Below are 17,387 nucleotides of genomic sequence, written 5' to 3' on the forward strand. Positions count from 1 at the left end.
CGTTGGCATTTTCCGGTGCCGCGCCGAGGGAAACGGCGGGAAATCCCGCCGTCCAACTGCTGGTTATATGTGCCCGCCGGTCGGATTCATTCGGGTGACTGACGTTTGATGGAAGCTGAAATTCGATCCTCCATTGCTCGGACGCCGCCTACCGCCGCTGGACCCATCTGCTGTCTTGCACGGTTCACAGCGTCGCGGACTTCACGACGCACCACGCGTTCATTCTGACTCGACGACTTTTCTCTGGTTTCTCGTGCTAAATCGAGCAGAGCCTGCGGAGCGTAGTGATTGACGCTCATGTCCGTGAGCAGGGGTAACTGCACTCTCAGATCCTGCTCGATGGCGGTACGAAGGGGGCCCAAGCGAAGCAATTGAGTGAGGAAATCCGGGCTCAAGACGGGCGACGGAGGCGCATGAGGGCCAAGGCGTTCCCGGAGGTGGTCCTTCATTTTCATTGCTGTTCCATCGAACGTCAGCCACCATGCCAGGTAGCCCATGGGTGATGGCCCAGTCGTCCGGCGGTACTCGATGACGCCGACTGAGTTTTCAACGTCGTGGGCAACCAGGCGGGACCGCGTCCCTTGCTCGGCTCCGTAGTCACCCCGTTGTCGCCTTCTCTCGTGAGTCTCATTCCATAGTTCCTGAACTGCGCCCCGAAGTTCGATCGACGCGGCATCGGAGTACTCTAGGAGACTTTTGGTCTCGACAGAGAATTCGTCGGCAAGGTAGTCGCTGACGTCCTGCAACGGCTGTTCGCGTCCACAGATGTGCCTTTGCCAGTCCAAGAATTCAGTCTCTGGCCGGCCCGAGAGCACGAAGGCCGAGTAGAGGAAGGGGACCCTTCCCGTCCAGACCGACGTTCTGTTGTGACCATAAGCAACGGCCAGGTTGAGGTGCCTTTCAACCTCTTCCACGACTCCTTCCGTTACGAATAGAAGCAACCCAGCGTCTACCGCTGCTCGCATCAAAATCGTAAAGTGGCGCTCTTCCGGATCGTCTACCAGGGTCTCTCCGATAAGCGGCAGGATCGCGGTGGTGTCCATCCATATGTCGCCTTCACTGAAGACGTTGAGCATGACTTTCTGGACGTCCGGGGTCTGTTTCAGGAACGCGAAAAGCGTGTATGCGTCAGCTAGTCGCCGGAGATGGGACTGCGTTTGGGGCGAAGGCTGCTCCAGTACATGCATGATGGCCGCGGCCGCGGCATCAGAGCTGAGCTCACTGATGCCTCCAGCTGCTGTAATTTTGTCCGCTATGGCTACAGGGCTGAGCTGGAACGGTTCTCCTGTTTCCACGGCTTCGGCAAAAGACTCACCGCGTTCCAGGAGTGTTTCGTCCAAGGCAGTTCGGAGCTCCCGAGAAATCTCTGTCAACTGCGTCTCGCCCAGTTCAATCGGTACTTCGAGGGCTCGGACCGCCACAACGAGCTCCGCATCTAGAGCAGCTTCGTCCAGAAGGAACTTGGCCGTCTGATCATTTATCTTTTTGGCCTCCTCAAAACTGAGATGGTAAGTGTCCTCAGACGCGGACGCTGATTTGTGTTGTTTGACGGGCCCCTTCCGGGACAGGCGGTTCAACGCGCTCAGGGTCAGAGCATCGATCTGCCCTCGCTTCCCGACGGGCATGCGGAGGGCGACGCCGTCTTGGATTTCGCTCAGGCTGAGTCTGTTGTCTGTGCTCGAATCGTGAAGCGCCGCCAGGACCAACGAATCGAAGCAGCTCTTGGTGAGACTCTGATCGGTTGCCTGGTCTTCGCCGTCGAGTGCCAAGTGCAGCACCGCGACCTTGCTCTCGTCCGCTGTCAAGGTCGGTGTTCTGTCGATGACCCCGCGTTTGGACAGGAGCGGATCGACAAATCTCTTAGCCAGCTCTTGACTTGCCACACGTCGTTGAGGATAGGACTGCTCACGGTCCACAAACCACGACCGGTCCCGGATATCTACGGTTATATTCCGGTCACGTCGGGACTCTTCCCTGAGTCCATCGGCAGCCGGACCAATCACCTGGTTGGTCAGGTAGATCATGGTGCTGACGGAAGGAAAGTTCCACTTGAGGGTGTCCAGCGTGCGGGTAATTTTCGTCTTCCAACTCGCCGTCACAGAATACTGAAATGCAACTTTTGACACACCGTCAATCGTGAATATTTCGGCGTCTCTGCCCTTGTCTCCGTTCGGAGCGGCCATCGTCCGCAGGGCCGGATATTCGACAGCTAAGAACTCCGACGCGAACTGTTCGAATATCTCCCAGTCTCCAGGGCCAATCCGTTCTAGGGCGAGAGACAATCGCGGGTTCGGCATGACCGAATCATAACCACCACAAACCTTCCTTGAACATCGCTACTGGGTTCGATATCCGATTGGTGTTCGGGGGAGCGGCGGTCCGGTTTCGGTTCGTAGCTCACAGCCCCGGTTGGCTGCTTTCCTCATTACATCGACTCGGAACCGCATGTCAACAGTCGCCGTTGACTTTCGTGTCTCCTACGAGGACCATGACGAGTGAAAGTCAATGATGGGGGGGATAACTCAGAGACTGACCTGCCAAAAATTCGCATGTGTGCCGATTATTCCCGCGCTAAATTTTGACGCTGCGGTGGAATATCGCTGGTCGCGAAGCTCATGCTTCCGTATCTGTTAAACAACTCCGAATCTGGGGATCAACGGAGATAAAATGATTAAGATTTCTTTTAAGCCGGTTGCAGACGCGCCCGGTGTTTCTACATCTGAACCTGTCGAATCCCGCCAGGGAGATCGAATTCGTGCGATGGGGCACGGTCAAACAGCACTATTAACAGCCGAACGCAAGACGCCAGATCTCGTGGTTTCAAGAACAGCGGAATCTGGGTCTGACGCAGTTGCGTTGAGTTTTTCGGGTATATGGGACGCGACTAAGGACCTCACCGGTCGCGCTTGGGACGCAATTAGCGATGTGCCGACTAATGAGGGCGGCGGCGGTGGCGGTGGCGGTGGTGGCGGCGGTGCTCACATAGTAGTGAGCTCGGACGAAGCCGAAGTCGGCACAACTTCTCGGGCGCCAGCCCTCTAGGGGAACGGCACAAACACAAACGGACGACGGCGGGACGTCCCGCCGTCGTCCGCTCCGTAGCAGAGTTCACACCCCGGCGTTCGTTTTGGCTGCGGCCGGAAGGGCCTGTTTCTCCGGCGCCGGCCGCCGTAGGCTATGGGCATCCACCACATCGAGGAGGCACTCATGCGCACGGCAACACCCAAGACCCAGGCCGATCAGATCCGCCATCTCTCAGAAAATCTCATGTCTCAGCTCACCGAAGGGAGGGAGTGGGCCACTCCCGGGGTCGAGGCGGCGTTGAAAAGAGTGGTGGCCGGGCTCGATGCCGGGATTGAATCGGCATCCCCGAGGATCCAGGCCGGACTACGGCGGCTCGCCGACGATCTTGCCGGTGAAGTGAAAACTCTGACTCCCCGTGTTCAAGAGGGCCTGAAGCGGGTTGCACCGCAACTCGTCACGGCACCCGCCCGGGCTAAGTCGCGGCGGACGGCGTCCGGGAAGGCCTGGGTGATTGCCGGAGTGGCGGCCATCGCGGTGACCGCGGGAGTCGCGGCCTGGCTCTCTTTCCGCCGTGCGGATAACGAGCCGGTGCCGTCCGTGGATGCGCAGCGTACCAGCGCGGACCCCGACCTGCGCGCCCCCTCCACAGAGGCCCAGACCTGAGGCAACCAGGCGGTATAGGCGGAACTCCTGCGCCCTGCCTCCACCCGGCGGATCAACTGCGGGGCGAATCCCCTGCTTATCGGGGCTTTTGGAAGGAATTCACAAACCGCGAGAGTTGGTCCCGAAGGATTTCCCATCCGTCGAAGTCTGAGGAAACGGCGGCGCTTTCAGCCTCACGGGCTGCGCCGAGGGCCGATTCCCCCGCTTCCGTTATCTCAACGTGGAACTGACGGCGGTCCTGCGGGTTTCTTGTCCTCGAGACGAGGCCTCCTGCCTCCAAGCGGGTCAGGACGCGGCCTAGCGTCTGGCTTTGAACGTGCACTTTCGCGGCAAGCTGTTCTTGGTTTAGCGGGCGGGGCGCCACTGCTTTAAGGGCGATGACGGCGGCTCGCGTCAGACCCAGCGGCGCGAGTGCGTCGTCGTGCCGGCGCTGAACCAGGCGGGCCGCTGTGGTGAGAAGCAGGTAGCCGTCCCGGACGTTGGCCTGGGGATCGGGTGGCATCGTTGGCGGCCTTCCTGGAGCGGAACAAAGGACAAACAGAAGGGGCAGGCCAGGGGCCGGCGTTAGCCGCGACCCCTGACCTGCCCACGATTGCTAGCGGCGGATGCCGTCGTCGCCGTCGGTTTCGATGCGTTCCTTGCGGACTTCCTCATCGACGGTTACTTCGTCAGTGACCGTTTCCTTGTCGAGGCGGACGCGTTCGACCGGGACCGTCTCCTTCTCCACGACGGGGCGTTCCTCGTGGAGGACGACTTCGTGTTCTTCCTCGCTGATGCCCGGGCCGGACATCGCCGATCCACGGTTGGCATCGGTGATGGGTTCACGTTCGAGTCGGACCTCTTCGCGCTGTACCGGAACGGTCTGAGTGACGTTTTCGGTGGTGACGTACTTGCGCAGCCGCACCCGTCCGGTGGCTTCCCTTTCGGTGCCGACGTTCAGGCGTTCCTCGGAGCGGGTCATGGCATCATCGGTGGTGGGGCCGGAGGTGTCGCGTCCTACAGTGCCGCGGTCGGTGTCTGCATAGTCTGCGTCGCGGTAGTCCGCGTCCCGGCCACCTGTCGTATCGGCGTAGGTCTGGCTTCCGCCGCCCAGGCCGTAGTGGGCGTAGAGACGTTCCTCCTCGGCAGGCTCGAGGTGCCCGTCGGCGTCGACGCGGGGAGCGTCCTTGACGTGGTCCTTGGTGTACGGGATGAGGATGTCGTCCCCCTCGGTGCGGGCCCCTTCCAGGGGGACGAAGGATTCCGAGGTGCCGAACAGCCCGGTCTTGGCCGTTACCCACGTGGGCTGGCCGTTGTTGTCGTCTGCGTAGACCTGGCCGATGGATCCGATCTTGTCCCCATCGGTGGAAAGGACGTTTCCGTTGCGCTGAAGCAGGTCATCGATATGTTCCTTGGCGAGCATGATGTCTCCTTGGATCTGTGATGCGGTTTGGTGTGGCAACGACTCCGCAGTGAACGTTGCATGACACACCATAAGCATGCTTAGTAAGTGCTTGGCAAGCTTACTTACTATTTTTCTTCCGCCGCGAGTCGCGCCGGCCGGATGTGTTGCGAAGCAAACAGGAAGTGTGCTTAGTATTTGGTTAGTAACCGTGCTTACTAATTCATTCGGCACTGCTGGTTCACGATTCACCGGCTACCTTTCCTGAAAGAGAGCAACGATGACAGAAAACCCATGGCCCCAGACGACTCCATCGACGTCCACGGACGAGTACCTGAGCACCGGAGCAGTCGGCTCCGGTGGTGTGCAGAGCTCGCCGTCCACGAAAGACGCTGTGAAAGACGAAGCCGCAGCAGTGGTAGGTCACGCCGCAGGGGAAGCCAAAAACGTCGCCGAAACCGCCAAGGCGGAGGCCGCCAACGTCGCCTCCGAGGTAAAGACCAGTGCCCGCGACCTGCTGCACCAGGCAAAAGCCGACCTGACGGATCAGGCAGGCACCCAGCAGCAGAAGGCCGCTGAGCGGATCCGCACCATCTCTTCGCAGCTGCACACGATGGCGGACGCATCTGACCAGCCCGGCGTCGCAGCTGACCTTGTCCGTCAGGCCGCGGAACGGTCCCAGTCCGTGGCTTCCTGGCTTGAAAATCGGGATCCGGGATCGCTGCTGGAGGAAGTGAAGTCCTTTGCGCGTCAGCGTCCGGGGACGTTCCTGCTGGCCGCAGCTGGCGCCGGAATGCTGGCCGGTCGACTGGGACGCAGCCTGCAGGCCGGGGCTCCCGACACGCAGCAGACGGCATCGAAGCCCGCTCGGACCTCATCCCCGGCTACGACCCCCGCCCACCAGGAGACGGTGATCGCTGCCGGCTCCGGGGACCGGTTCTTCGATGAGCCCGTCCTGCCCGGCGCGGCGGGTCCTGTTTCGACTCAAACATTGCCGTCCGGCACTGCAGCCGACACGACCCTTCGGGACAACGCTCCGTTCCCGAGCCGAGAGGGTGGTCAGCTGTGAGCCACCAGATACCGGAGGCGCCTCCCACGGCCGCTCACGCCAAGGCTGAAACGTCGTCCCTGGGCGATCTTCTCGGCGATGTGACGCGGGACATGTCCACCCTGATGCGCCAGGAAGTCGAACTGGCCAAGGTCGAGCTGAAACAGTCCGCGACCCGGGCGGGCAAGGGCAGCGGAATGTTCGCCGGCGCCGGCGTTGCGGGCCATTTCGTCCTGGTCTTCCTGTCCCTGGCGCTCTGGTGGGCGCTCGGCGACTTGATGGGCCACGGCTGGTCCGCCGTTGTAGTCGCCATCGTGTGGGGCATCGTTGCGGCCGTCCTTGCCTCAAGGGGCCGGAAGGAACTCAAGGCGATCAAGGGCCTGCCCCAGACCGCCGAGACGCTGCAGGAAATTCCCCCCACGCTTAAGCCCAACTCTTAGATTCAGCGAGGAAACACGATGAGTGAAAACCCGGATGTCATCCGAGCAGATATTGAAGCAACCCGTGCCCGCCTGGGCACCAACGTCGACGCGGTGGCGGACAAGGTCACGCCGTCGCATATCGTCCAGCGGCAAACCGACAAGGTCAAGGACGCAGTCTTCGGAGTGAAGGAGAAAGTCATGGGAGCAGCCGACCACACCGCGGGCAACGTGCATTCCGCGACGGGCAGCGCCGGGGCACACCTTGGCGACGCCGGCGCCGCGATTGGCGACGCCCCGGTCCAGGTCAAGGCCAAAGCCCAGGGAAACCCGCTGGCCGCCGGGCTGGTCGCCTTCGGCGCAGGCCTGCTGGTCTCGTCCCTGATCCCGGCCAGCGAGAAAGAACGTGAAGCCGCGGATGCCCTGAAGACCGCGGCCGAACCGCTCACCACGGAACTGACGGAAGCCGCGAAGCACGTGGCCGAAGGGCTCAAGGAGCCCGCCCAGGAGGCCATGGAGAACGTCAAGGCCACCGCCGCGGCAGCCACCGATCACGTCAAGGCCGAGGGCCAGGGCGCCGTGGCCGATGTGAAGGATCGGACCGCCGACGCCAAGGACAACGTTCAGCAGGCTTAAGTACACAGGATCCGGCCGGCCGCCTCTCGCTGACGCGATGGGCGGCCGGCCGCTGCACCGGACCCCCTAAAGGATGGCCCCCATGGCAAAGAACGACGTCGCAGAGCTAGCACCTACCAGCGCGGAAACCGAGGAAAGCAGCACGGCCAAGGCCCGCACGGCGCCTGTCCCGGACGACTCCCGCAAGCCCGACAGCCCCACGGATGTCACTAAACCGTCGTGGCAGTACATCGCGAAGAAGACTCTGCGTGAATTCACCAAGGACCAGTGTCCCGATCTCGCCGCAGCCCTGACCTACTACTCGGTCCTCTCCCTCTTTCCGGCGATGCTGGCCCTGGTGTCGTTGCTGGGCATTTTCGGGCAGGCCGAGAAGACCACATCCGCTCTCCTGGAGATTGTCCAGGGCTTCGCGCCGGCTGAAACTGTGGACGCCATCCGCCAGCCGGTCGAGCAGCTCAGCAGCTCCTCCGCTGCCGGACTCACCCTCGTGATCGGCATCCTCACCGCCCTCTGGTCCGCCTCCGGCTATGTTGGTGCGTTTGCCCGGGCAATGAACCGGATCTACGAAATCGATGAGGGCCGGCCGTTCATCAAGCTCCGGGGCACCGTACTCGGCGTCACCATCGTCAACCTGCTGATCGTCGTCGTGCTGGCCGCCATGCTGGTCCTCACAGGGCCGGTGGCCGAGGCCGTCGGCAACGCGATCGGGTTGGGCGCCGCATTCCTGACCGTATGGAGCATCCTGAAGTGGCCGGTCATGGCGGTGCTTGTCGTGCTGGCGATCGCCATTCTTTACTACGCCACCCCGAACGTGAAACAGCCCAAGTTCCGCTGGATGAGCCTGGGGTCTTTCATCGCCCTGGTCGTCTTTCTGCTGGCCTCGCTCGGCTTCGCGTTGTACGTCGCCAACTTCAGCAGTTACGAGAAGACCTATGGTGCGATTGGCGGCGTCATTATCTCGCTGCTGTGGCTCTGGCTCCTGAACATGTCCCTGCTGTTCGGCGCCGAGTTCGACGCCGAGATGGAACGTGGCCGCCAGCTCCAGGCCGGCATCGAGGCCGAGGAAACCATCCAGTTGCCGCCCCGGGACACCAAGAAGAGCGACAAGCTCCAGGCCCGCGAAGAAGACGACATCCGCCGCGGGCGCGAACTGCGGGAACAGCACGGCGACGCCGACGAGGAACAGCTGAAACAGCGGGACCGGAGCACTCCACTGAGCGGCGCCAGCAAAATCGATCGCACCTGATATCCCTTAGGGCCCTGGACGGGACTCCTTCCCATCCAGGCGCGAACAAGGAATGATCTTGTTGATCAGTAGGCTTACTAATTTGGTTGCGACTCAAGGAGCGAAAATGAGGGCACTTACCTGGCAGGGAAAGCGGTCGGTCAGCGTGGAGATGGTTCCGGATCCGGTCATTGAGAAGGGGACGGACGCCATCGTCAGGATCACTTCAACGGCGATCTGCGGCTCAGACCTCCACCTGTACGAGGTCCTCGGCCCCTATATGAAGGCCGGCGACATCCTGGGCCACGAACCCATGGGTGTCGTTGAGGAGGTGGGCTCCGAAGTAAGGAACCTCAAGCCGGGCGACAGGGTGGTCATCCCCTTCAACATTTCCTGCGGTCATTGCTGGATGTGCAAACAGGGGCTGCAGTCTCAGTGCGAAACCACTCAGGTTCATGCCCACAACAGCGGGGCGAGCCTGTTCGGGTTCTCCGAGCTCTACGGGTCGGTCCCCGGCGGGCAGGCGGAATACCTGCGCGTCCCCCACGCCGACTACGGGCCGATAAAGGTCGGGCATGACCTGCCCGATGAGCGGTACCTCTACCTCTCCGATATTCTTCCCACTGCCTGGCAGGGAGTGAAATACGCGGACGTCCCCCCTGGCGGAACACTGGCGGTCTTTGGGCTCGGCCCGGTGGGGCAGTTCGCCAGCCGGGTCGGGCGTCACCTGGGCCAGCGGGTCATCGCCGTCGAGCCGGTTCCGGAACGCCGCCGCATGGCCGAGCGGCACGGAGTGGAAACGATTGACTTCACAAAGGACGTTGGTGACCAGCTTCGCGATATGACCGACGGAAGGGGCCCCGACGCGGTGGTCGACGCCGTCGGCATGGAAGCGCACAATTCGCCCGTCGGCGCCTTTGCGCAGAATGCGGTGGGCCTCTTGCCCGATGCCCTGGCCAAGAAGGCCATGGAGACTGCCGGCGTAGACCGCATGACGGTTCTCCATGCAGCGATCGACTCCGTGCGCCGGGGAGGCACCGTCTCGCTAAGCGGGGTGTACGGGGGCACAGCGAGCCCCATGCCGCTGCTCACCATGTTCGACAAACAGATCCAACTCCGGATGGGCCAGTGCAACGTCCGCCGGTGGACGGACGAGCTGCTCCCGCTCGTGGAAGATCCCGCAGACCCGCTCGGCGTCATGGACCTCAAAACTCACGAGGTCGCCCTCGACGGCGCCGCGGCCGCCTACGAGATCTTCCAGAAAAAGGAAGACGGCTGCATCAAGGTGGTCCTGAAGCCGTAGCGGAGACGCCCGCGCTCCGGGAGATTCCTAAGCCCGACTACGGCTGGCTCTTCATGTGGGCTTCCGGTGTCCAGTTGGCGGGATTGATCCGGCCGCCGTAGATGGGGAGTTCGATGGGAGGTTCATCCGCCCTGAACTGGGACCACATCCGGTTCAGTCCGGCCGCCTGATCGGACCCTGCCCGGACGCCCCATGTCAAGCTCGGTGGACAGCACGGAAGGGGCATCGGACAGAACGGCGCCCTCGGGGTCCGCGATGATGCTGCGGCCCTGCCCGGTGGGTCCGGCGCAGGTGGCGCTGACATCTCCCTGTTCATCGGCCTGATCGTGGCCACCTTTTCTGGCTCCCTATCGAAGATAAGGCTGCCGTGGTAATTTCTGCTTGGATTAGGAGTTCTACATGCGATTGCCTTCCAATCCGGCTCCTGATACCGCTTTCGAAAGCAGAGGCAACGATGGCAACTCTATTGATTTTCCATGAGGTAGACGACGTAGACCACTGGCTGAGCTCGCCGCGACGCCAGGAACTCTTCGGACCTATGGGCATGACTGTTCGGACTTTTGTCGACCCGGAGAAAACCAACCGCGTCGGCCTGATCGTCGAAGTCCCGGACATGGACACATTCCAGCGAATGATGGAGTCCGAGGCCGCGGCCGACGCCATGAAATTCGACGGCGTACGCCCGGACACGATCCTGACGCTGGTCGAACCCGAGCCCAGCATCTGACCCCGGGACGTAGTCCTGGCGGGAAGCTCGCGCTGCACACCGTCGAAAGGACCTGCATGGCAGCCGGACAGCTTCCCGGGGGTACATTCTCACTCTCGGAGGATCTCACGCTGACCCGCATGGGATACGGGGCGATGCAGCTCGCTGGCCCGCACGTGTTCGGACCGCCCGCTGACCGCGACGGTGCCCTCGCCGTCTTGAACGAGGCCGTGGGTCTGGGCATCAACCACATTGATACGGCGGACTACTACGGGCCCCACATCACCAACGAAATCATCAAGGAAGCTCTCCACCCCTACCCAGGGGACCTTCATATCGTGACAAAGGTCGGTGCGCGTCGCGATGCGGACGGGAACTGGCCGCAGGCTCTCTCACGCGGCGAGCTCCAGCAAGCCGTCCACCTCAACCTCACGAACCTCGGCCTCGACGTCCTCGACTTGGTGCATCTGCGAGTCGGCAGGTTCGAAAGCCCCACCCCCGGTTCACTCGCCGAACCCTTCACCGCCCTGGCCGAACTACAGCAGGAAGGGCTGATCAAACATCTCGGTCTCAGCACCGTCAACGCCGAGCAGATCGCCGAGGCACAGCAGATCGCCCCCATCGTCTCAGTGCAGAACTTCTACAACATCGCCACACGGCAGGACGATCAGCTCGTGGACTCACTCGCGGAGCAGGGAGTCGCCTACGTGCCGTACTTCCCGTTAGGCGGATTCACGCCGCTTCAGTCCGACACCCTCAGGGATGTCGCCGAACGCCTGCAGGCAACCCCGATGGGTGTCGCCCTGGCCTGGCTGTTGCAGCGCTCACCGAACATCCTGCTCATCCCCGGCACGTCCTCGCTCGCGCACCTCCGGGAAAACGTTTCGGCTGCCGCGCTCGAGCTGCCAGCCGACGCGATCCAGGCACTGAACCTAATTGGTGGCCCTTTCTAAAAGAGCATGTGTCGGGTTTACTGGGTCGCAAGGCTGACACGCAAATCATGGAGGGGGAACCATGCAGTCCGAGGGGACATGGCAAATTGCAGTGGGCTTGATATTCCTGGCGGTCACGGTGTTCGTCCTGCCGATGCCGCTGTTTGAGGTGTTCTCGGGTATCGCAGGACAAGGTGCGGTAGCGCTGTTCGGCCTCGGACTCGGCCTTCTGGTGGTTGGCCTCGGTTTTGTCGCGGTGGGTCTGCGCAAACGATCGCGGAACTTGCGAACGGCGCGCAGCTACGACACCAGGGAGCCCTCCGCATCCGACGAGGACCGGCCGGTCAATCCCCATGCGCTGCCAAATACCTATGGTGCTTTTCCTCCGGCGAGCTAGACATCCTCAGGTCCGGCGGCGACGATGACCCGCCGCTCAGCGTTCCCCGTACGGACGGCAGTAAATGCAACTTTGCCGCGGACAGCTGCCCTCCCGACCCGTGACACCACCATGCCTTGACGTGACACCACTGTGGTGTCATTATGGTGGCATGGAACTTGGACAGTACGTTAGCGACCTACAGCGACAGTTAATGGATGCCGCGGAGAACGGCACGGAGGACACCCGCGCCGTCGCCGAGCGGCTCGCCGCCGGACTAGATGCCGCGGTGCGGCTCGTGCTACTCGATGTTCTCTCGGCCGCGGCCGGCGAGATCACCCGCGACCTCGCACCCGGATCGGTTGACATGCGGCTGCGCGGACGCGAGATCGAGTTCGTAGTCACCCAGCCGAACACCGAGCCTGACAGCGACGAGCGGCCCGCCGCAACCGTCGACCTCGACGACGCGAGCACCTCGCGCACCACGCTCCGCCTGCCGGACGCCCTCAAGGCGCGGGTGGATGAGGCGGCCGCGGCAGACGGCATGTCCGTCAACACCTGGCTGGTCCGTGCGATCGCGGCCGCTCTCCAACCCAAGCAACGACGATCCACGCAGCGCACGCTGCGCACCGGCGACAACTTCGCCGGCTGGGCGCGCTAACCCGCTCAGCCACCCACCTTCACCATCACCAGCCACGCGGACCCTCGGGGTCGGACGAACACACCCACAGATAGGGAGACTTCAGCATGCCCATCTACAACACCCCCGGCCCGATCGACCTCGCCATCAACCTGCAGGTCGGCGCGATCGATGTCTTCGCCAGCGACCGCACCGACACGGTCGTGACCGTGTCGCCGACCAACCCCGAGAAGGCGGTCGACCGCCGGGGCGCGGAGGAGACCAGGGTCGACGTCGATGGCCAGCGCCTCACGATCACAGGCCCGAAGCCCCGTCTCAGCTGGATCGGCCCAACCGAGTCGGTCGATGTGAAGGTCGAGCTGCCGACGGGCTCGCGGCTCGCCGCCGAGATAGCGGTCGGCGGGCTGCGTACCGTCGGCCGCCTCGGCGCCACCCGCATCAAGAGTTCGCTTGGCCCCGTGGATGTCGACACCACCGGCGACCTGTGGCTGCGCGCCTCGCACGGCAACGCGACCGTGGGCACCGCCGAGGGCGGCGTCGAGATCACCGCTGACCACGGTCAGATCCGGATCGGCACGGTCACCGGCGACGCGATCCTGAAGGCCTCGCATGGCACCATCCGGGTCGGGGAGTCCGGCGGCGACCTCGAGGCAAAGCTCTCCTACGGCGACCTCGAGATCACGAAGGCACACGCCTCCGTTGCGGCGAAGACCGCCTACGGCAGCATCCAGCTGGCAGAGGTCTCGAGTGGTTCCATCCAGGTCGAAAGCGGCTTCGGCCAGGTCACCATCGGCGTGCGGCCCGGCGTTGCCGCCTGGCTCGACCTGTCCTCGAAGGCCGGGCACGTGCGCAACGAGCTCGACGGCGACGGCGCCCCCGACGCCTCCGAACAGACCGTCGAAGTACGTGCTCGCACCCAGCACGGCAACATCACCATCCAGCGCGCGCAGTGAACCCGGGTACCAACAGAAGGGAACGACACTCATGAACAGGCCAGCGATTGCAGTCCACGGGCTGCGGAAGTCCTACGGCGGGAAGGTGGTGCTCGACGACGTCGACCTCACCGTCAACGCGGGCACAGTCACCGCGTTGCTCGGCCCGAACGGCGCCGGCAAGACGACCACCGTGCACATCCTGTCCACGCTCGTGCGGCCCGACGGCGGCACGGCGTTCGTCAACGGCTGCGACGTCGTGCGCGATCACGGCGGCGTCCGCGCCGCGATCGGGCTCACCGGCCAGTTCTCCGCGGTGGACAAACTGCTCACCGGCGAGGAGAACCTCCTGCTGATGGCGCGGCTGCGGCACCTCGGGGCGAAACGCTCGAAGACCCGGGTGGCCGAGCTGCTCGAGCAGTTCGATCTCGTCGACGCCGCCCGCAAGCCGCTCGCCACCTACTCCGGCGGGATGCAGCGCCGCCTCGACCTGGCGATGACCCTCGTCGCGACACCGAGCGTGATCTTCCTCGACGAGCCCACCACGGGCCTGGACCCGCGCAGCCGCCACACCATGTGGGACATCGTGCGCACCCTTGTTGCGGACGGCACGACTGTCCTGCTCACCACCCAGCATCTCGAGGAAGCGGACGAACTCGCGGACCGCATCGCAGTGCTCGACGGCGGCCGCATCGTCGCCGAGGGGACACCGGACGAGCTCAAGCGCCTCGTGCCCGGCGGGCACATCCGGCTCCGGTTCGCGGACGCCGCGGCGCTCGACGCCGCCTCCGGCCTGCTCGTCGAGTCCGCCCGCGACGACGCCGGGCTTGCGCTCACCGTGCCGAGCGACGGCGGGGTCAGCGTGCTGCGCACCGTGCTGGACCGCCTCGATGCGGCCGACGTCGAGGTCGAGGACCTCAGCATCAACACCCCGGACCTCGATGACGTGTTCTTCGCGCTCACCGGCCGGGCAGACACGAAGGGAACCGCGTCATGACCACCATCACCGCCCAGCGCAAGACGGCCCCGGGCACCAGCCGACGGTCGCACGTCGTCGCCGACTCGATCACGATGCTGCACCGCAACCTGCTGCACATGGTGCGCTACCCGGGCCTGTCGGTGTTCACCATCGTGGGGCCGGTGGTGCTCCTGCTGTTCTTCGTGTTCGTGTTCGGCGGCACACTCGGGGCGGGCCTGCCCGGTGCGGATCCGGCCGGCGGGCGGGAAGCGTATCTCGCGTACATCATGCCGGGCATCCTGCTGTTGACCATCGCCGGCAGCGCCGGCGGCACCGCTACGACGGTCGCGATGGACATGACCGAGGGCATCACGGCGCGGTTCCGCACAATGGCGATCTCGCGGGCTGCGGTGCTCGCCGGGCACGTGCTGGGCAACACCATCCAGGCGATCATCGCCGTCGCGCTGGTGCTCGGCGTCGGTGTGCTGATCGGCTTCCGCCCGACGGCCGGGTTGATCGAATGGATCGCCGCCGCCGGTCTGCTCGTGCTCATCGCGTACGCGATCAGCTGGCTCGGGGTCGCCATGGGCATGCAGGCGAAGTCGGTCGAGACAGCCAGCAATTGGCCTCTCCTCCTGACCTTCCTGCCCTTCCTCAGCAGCGGCTTCGTGCCGACCGAGTCGATGCCGGAGTGGCTGCAGTGGTTCGCGCAGTACCAGCCGTTCACGCCGTTCATCGAGGCCATCCGCGGGCTGCTGCTCGGCACCCCGCTCGGCTGGAGCCCTGTCCTCGCGGTCGGATGGTGCGTCGTGATTGTGGTCGCCGGGTACGCCTGGTCGACGGCGATCTACGAGCGGAAGTCGGTGCGTTGAGCCCGGGGCGCACCCGATAACTGCCGGCGGCCGCGAGTTCATCGCGGCCGCCGGTTCCTTCGCGGCATCGAAGCAGTGTCTTAAGGCCCTGCCGGTGCGCACCTGTCGGGGCAAGGGTTGGACCTATGCGACGACCGGTGTGCGTACCGCCCCGGTCTGGGCGGGACAGGCCGCCCGCCGTCGGGATTCGGTTGTGTCCAGCACCGTCCGGACCCATGGCGTCGAATAAGAAGCGGAGTGGCCGCTACGCCGGCCGGAACCGATGGAGGCTACACCATGTCAGATCACAACTACATCTTGTTCGTGGCGTCGTACGGCGACGCGGGCTCGGCGGCAGAGGATTTCAAGGCGATCAAGAGCCTGGACGACGCGGCCGTGGCGGCAGCGGTCGTCCTGTCGCGTGACGCCTCGGGCAAGACCGAGGTCAAGGAGCACGGGGGCGGACTGGTCGCCGGCGGCACCAAGGCCGGCGCCATCGGCGGGCTGGTGGTCGGACTGTTCGCTCCGCCGCTCCTGCTGTCCGGCGTGATCGGTGCCGGGATCGGCGCGGGTGTTGGTGCCATCGCGAAGCGTCACGAGGAGAAGTCCATCGGCGTCGACGCGGAGGAGTGGCTGCCGCCGGGCTCCTCGGCGATCGTTGCCGTCGTCGACGATCTCTACCTCGACCGCGTCGACAAGGCGGTCGCCAAGGCCACCAAGAAGGTCAACAAGGCCATCGAAAGTGGTGACTACGACGCCGTGGTCAAGGCCGTGAACGAGGGCGACGAGAAGATCATCGAAGCCGCTTCGTCCTGACGTCAGTCTCGGTGGCCGTGAGTGGGTCTCGATTCCGTGTGGACGTGCGGGGCTATCACAGTGTGTGCGCCCTGCCTTGCTCTTCACGCTACGGATTGCCTGTTACATGTACATTCCCGAACCGGCACAACCGGTACCCGGGTACTACGCGTTAATATGGCAGTCCTGATTCAGGACCGGGGTGACGGGGTGGATTCTAACGATCGTCGCAACACCACCCCCACGTTCGTTACTGCTCCAATTTTCGAGCCTCGTGAAAGTTCGTCCGCGGCCTGCCATTCTCGTAGCCCCGCTGAAGCAGGGATCGGCCTAGTCTAGGCAGACGCCCCGGAACCTTTAGCGTCCGCTGGGGAACGTTGACCGGCCGCCTTCAGATGGCTGCGTATCTTCCCCGGGGATCTAGTGCGAATCCGGATACTCAGTTACGAAGCCGTCATTCCATCCTTCAGAATCCAAGTCGTGGGGGTTAACCTCTAATTCACCCACAGCCTGCGGGTCTTGCCGGTGAACGGCTTCGAGGGCCCTTTGCGCGAGTTCCTCAGTGGAAAAGAAGCCCAGGAGGCGAGTGGGGTTCCCTAATTCGATCTGGTCGTCTTGCTGGACCCTGAATAGGCTAAAGACTCGAGTCACCGCCTACTCCCACATCTCGATTGGGTCGGCCAGAAGGCTGTCCAGCTCGATCCGGTGAATAGCGAAACCTTCCGGACAATCTTTGAAACCTTCAAGCAGGGCATGGCTTCTCAATGAATTTGAGGCCTTAGCCTCGGAGCAGAAGACTCCGATAAAGCTAGTGCTCCGGCCTGCGAACAGATCGGGATGCACATGGGTGTGCAGCAGAAGGAAGACAGGCTCAGCCGATCGCTTCATCAATTCCTCTGACATCCCGTGGCGCCGCTAGTAGTTCGAAGCCTACCCCGGCAAACCCAGCCGCGTGAGCAGTGGTCCACCGAGACTGGATTCTGCCTGTGGCCGTTGTGGAGAGAGAAAGAGAGTCAACTGCTCGTTTCGTTCTACGGCTCTCGCCGGACCACTTCGAGGACGTGGGCAAAGTTCTGCTCGAGTGTGGGCTCCGCGATTGCAAGGCGCCCCAGCGCGACTCGGACGACGTCTACGGCGGCGCTTCTGGTGATATGAACCCGAGGATATCCCTCCTCGACCACCTCCCAGTGGGCCCCAGGAATGGTGTGCGTGAGGACGTCTCCGTAGAACATCCCGATAGGGCGGGCAAGCTCTGCCGGAAATCCTTCATCGCCAGCGGCGTTGATGGCGCGGTCAATAGCGGCAAGGCTCTCTGCCTTCCGCGGCAGTGCCTGACCTCGTTCTTGGAAATAGTTGAGGAGTTCGTCATATCCGCCCACATTGGTTGGCGGGGGTGCTGCAACACCCGAGGGCGCTGGTTTGTACTCGGCGTATCTCCTTGACATGCCGGCTGGCAGCTTTTGCAGCGGTTCGGCGGAGTCCTCGGGGTCGCTCATTC

General features: G+C 63.5%; 18 protein-coding genes. 14 read left to right on the forward strand and 4 right to left on the reverse strand.

Translation table 11 applies throughout. From position 1 onward, the window contains the following. Window positions 1-86 precede the first annotated feature (86 nt). Entirely contained in the window at window positions 87-2,297 is a 2,211-nt protein-coding gene (locus BLS42_RS19100) for a hypothetical protein (protein WP_090583927.1), read from the reverse strand. A gap of 910 nt (window positions 2,298-3,207) precedes the next feature. On the opposite strand from BLS42_RS19100, the gene BLS42_RS19105 reads away from it, so the two are divergent. Further along, a complete protein-coding gene (locus tag BLS42_RS19105; protein WP_256336584.1) occupies window positions 3,208-3,687 on the forward strand; it encodes a hypothetical protein in 480 nt (159 codons plus the stop codon). A gap of 76 nt (window positions 3,688-3,763) precedes the next feature. On the opposite strand, the gene BLS42_RS19110 is transcribed toward BLS42_RS19105, so the two are convergent. Next, a complete protein-coding gene (locus tag BLS42_RS19110; RefSeq protein ID WP_090583929.1) occupies window positions 3,764-4,189 on the reverse strand; it encodes a MarR family winged helix-turn-helix transcriptional regulator in 426 nt (141 codons plus the stop codon). Window positions 4,190-4,282: 93 nt separating this feature from the next. Next, window positions 4,283-5,089 (reverse strand): PRC and DUF2382 domain-containing protein, encoded by an 807-nt coding sequence (locus BLS42_RS19115; RefSeq protein WP_090583930.1) that lies wholly within the window; start codon window positions 5,087-5,089, stop codon window positions 4,283-4,285. Between the two features lie 259 nt (window positions 5,090-5,348). On the opposite strand from BLS42_RS19115, the gene BLS42_RS20695 reads away from it, so the two are divergent. From BLS42_RS20695 to BLS42_RS19180, 13 genes are all read left to right on the forward strand, one after another. Next, window positions 5,349-6,137 (forward strand): hypothetical protein, encoded by a 789-nt coding sequence (locus tag BLS42_RS20695; protein ID WP_256336585.1) that lies wholly within the window; start codon window positions 5,349-5,351, stop codon window positions 6,135-6,137. Then, complete coding sequence (locus tag BLS42_RS19125) at window positions 6,134-6,556, forward strand: phage holin family protein (protein WP_090583931.1); 423 nt, start codon at window positions 6,134-6,136, stop codon at window positions 6,554-6,556. The genes BLS42_RS20695 and BLS42_RS19125 overlap by 4 nt, the downstream gene beginning before the upstream one ends. Window positions 6,557-6,574: 18 nt before the next feature. Then, on the forward strand, window positions 6,575-7,171 hold the full coding sequence (locus BLS42_RS19130; RefSeq protein WP_090583932.1) for a DUF3618 domain-containing protein: 597 nt from the start codon (window positions 6,575-6,577) through the stop codon (window positions 7,169-7,171). A gap of 82 nt (window positions 7,172-7,253) precedes the next feature. Beyond that, entirely contained in the window at window positions 7,254-8,417 is a 1,164-nt protein-coding gene (locus tag BLS42_RS19135) for a YihY/virulence factor BrkB family protein (protein WP_090583933.1), read from the forward strand. A 106-nt stretch (window positions 8,418-8,523) separates the two neighbouring features. Next, complete coding sequence (locus BLS42_RS19140) at window positions 8,524-9,699, forward strand: zinc-dependent alcohol dehydrogenase (protein ID WP_090583934.1); 1,176 nt, start codon at window positions 8,524-8,526, stop codon at window positions 9,697-9,699. 544 nt (window positions 9,700-10,243) lie between these two features. Then, on the forward strand, window positions 10,244-10,426 hold the full coding sequence (locus BLS42_RS19145) for a hypothetical protein (protein WP_218122139.1): 183 nt from the start codon (window positions 10,244-10,246) through the stop codon (window positions 10,424-10,426). Between the two features lie 56 nt (window positions 10,427-10,482). After that, window positions 10,483-11,358 (forward strand): oxidoreductase, encoded by an 876-nt coding sequence (locus BLS42_RS19150; RefSeq protein ID WP_090583936.1) that lies wholly within the window; start codon window positions 10,483-10,485, stop codon window positions 11,356-11,358. 61 nt (window positions 11,359-11,419) lie between these two features. Continuing rightward, window positions 11,420-11,734, forward strand: a complete 315-nt coding sequence (locus BLS42_RS19155; protein WP_090583937.1) for a hypothetical protein — start codon at window positions 11,420-11,422, stop codon at window positions 11,732-11,734. Window positions 11,735-11,885: 151 nt separating this feature from the next. Then, the gene (locus BLS42_RS19160; protein WP_090583938.1) at window positions 11,886-12,374 is read left to right on the forward strand and encodes a type II toxin-antitoxin system HicB family antitoxin; all 489 of its coding nucleotides are present in this window, start codon (window positions 11,886-11,888) and stop codon (window positions 12,372-12,374) included. An 86-nt stretch (window positions 12,375-12,460) separates the two neighbouring features. Continuing rightward, window positions 12,461-13,306, forward strand: a complete 846-nt coding sequence (locus BLS42_RS19165) for a DUF4097 family beta strand repeat-containing protein (RefSeq protein WP_090583939.1) — start codon at window positions 12,461-12,463, stop codon at window positions 13,304-13,306. A 31-nt stretch (window positions 13,307-13,337) separates the two neighbouring features. Next, complete coding sequence (locus BLS42_RS19170; RefSeq protein ID WP_090583940.1) at window positions 13,338-14,282, forward strand: ATP-binding cassette domain-containing protein; 945 nt, start codon at window positions 13,338-13,340, stop codon at window positions 14,280-14,282. Beyond that, entirely contained in the window at window positions 14,279-15,115 is an 837-nt protein-coding gene (locus BLS42_RS19175; RefSeq protein ID WP_090583941.1) for an ABC transporter permease, read from the forward strand. Before BLS42_RS19170 ends, BLS42_RS19175 begins: the two co-directional genes overlap by 4 nt. A 276-nt stretch (window positions 15,116-15,391) precedes the next feature. After that, window positions 15,392-15,910 (forward strand): DUF1269 domain-containing protein, encoded by a 519-nt coding sequence (locus tag BLS42_RS19180; RefSeq protein WP_090583977.1) that lies wholly within the window; start codon window positions 15,392-15,394, stop codon window positions 15,908-15,910. A gap of 1,010 nt (window positions 15,911-16,920) precedes the next feature. Here the strand turns inward: BLS42_RS19180 and BLS42_RS19195 are convergent. Further along, window positions 16,921-17,385: a DUF6278 family protein gene (locus BLS42_RS19195; protein WP_090583944.1), complete on the reverse strand. Its 465-nt coding sequence runs from the start codon at window positions 17,383-17,385 to the stop codon at window positions 16,921-16,923. Between the last annotated feature and the right edge of the window lie 2 nt (window positions 17,386-17,387).

This window comes from Arthrobacter sp. ov407 (assembly GCF_900102895.1).
Taxonomy (GTDB): Bacteria; Actinomycetota; Actinomycetes; order Actinomycetales; family Micrococcaceae; genus Arthrobacter.

What these genes read in the sequence shown, in the direction of transcription:
- BLS42_RS19100 (WP_090583927.1), bottom strand. Translation starts at nt 2,297, where the DNA reads ATGCCGAACCCGCGATTGTCTCTCGCCCTAGAACGGATTGGCCCTGGA.
- BLS42_RS19105 (WP_256336584.1), top strand. Translation starts at nt 3,208, where the DNA reads ATGCGCACGGCAACACCCAAGACCCAGGCCGATCAGATCCGCCATCTC.
- BLS42_RS19110 (WP_090583929.1), bottom strand. Translation starts at nt 4,189, where the DNA reads ATGCCACCCGATCCCCAGGCCAACGTCCGGGACGGCTACCTGCTTCTC.
- BLS42_RS19115 (WP_090583930.1), bottom strand. Translation starts at nt 5,089, where the DNA reads ATGCTCGCCAAGGAACATATCGATGACCTGCTTCAGCGCAACGGAAAC.
- BLS42_RS20695 (WP_256336585.1), top strand. Translation starts at nt 5,349, where the DNA reads ATGACAGAAAACCCATGGCCCCAGACGACTCCATCGACGTCCACGGAC.
- BLS42_RS19130 (WP_090583932.1), top strand. Translation starts at nt 6,575, where the DNA reads ATGAGTGAAAACCCGGATGTCATCCGAGCAGATATTGAAGCAACCCGT.
- BLS42_RS19135 (WP_090583933.1), top strand. Translation starts at nt 7,254, where the DNA reads ATGGCAAAGAACGACGTCGCAGAGCTAGCACCTACCAGCGCGGAAACC.
- BLS42_RS19140 (WP_090583934.1), top strand. Translation starts at nt 8,524, where the DNA reads ATGAGGGCACTTACCTGGCAGGGAAAGCGGTCGGTCAGCGTGGAGATG.
- BLS42_RS19145 (WP_218122139.1), top strand. Translation starts at nt 10,244, where the DNA reads ATGACTGTTCGGACTTTTGTCGACCCGGAGAAAACCAACCGCGTCGGC.
- BLS42_RS19150 (WP_090583936.1), top strand. Translation starts at nt 10,483, where the DNA reads ATGGCAGCCGGACAGCTTCCCGGGGGTACATTCTCACTCTCGGAGGAT.
- BLS42_RS19155 (WP_090583937.1), top strand. Translation starts at nt 11,420, where the DNA reads ATGCAGTCCGAGGGGACATGGCAAATTGCAGTGGGCTTGATATTCCTG.
- BLS42_RS19160 (WP_090583938.1), top strand. Translation starts at nt 11,886, where the DNA reads ATGGAACTTGGACAGTACGTTAGCGACCTACAGCGACAGTTAATGGAT.
- BLS42_RS19165 (WP_090583939.1), top strand. Translation starts at nt 12,461, where the DNA reads ATGCCCATCTACAACACCCCCGGCCCGATCGACCTCGCCATCAACCTG.
- BLS42_RS19170 (WP_090583940.1), top strand. Translation starts at nt 13,338, where the DNA reads ATGAACAGGCCAGCGATTGCAGTCCACGGGCTGCGGAAGTCCTACGGC.
- BLS42_RS19175 (WP_090583941.1), top strand. Translation starts at nt 14,279, where the DNA reads ATGACCACCATCACCGCCCAGCGCAAGACGGCCCCGGGCACCAGCCGA.
- BLS42_RS19180 (WP_090583977.1), top strand. Translation starts at nt 15,392, where the DNA reads ATGTCAGATCACAACTACATCTTGTTCGTGGCGTCGTACGGCGACGCG.
- BLS42_RS19195 (WP_090583944.1), bottom strand. Translation starts at nt 17,385, where the DNA reads ATGAGCGACCCCGAGGACTCCGCCGAACCGCTGCAAAAGCTGCCAGCC.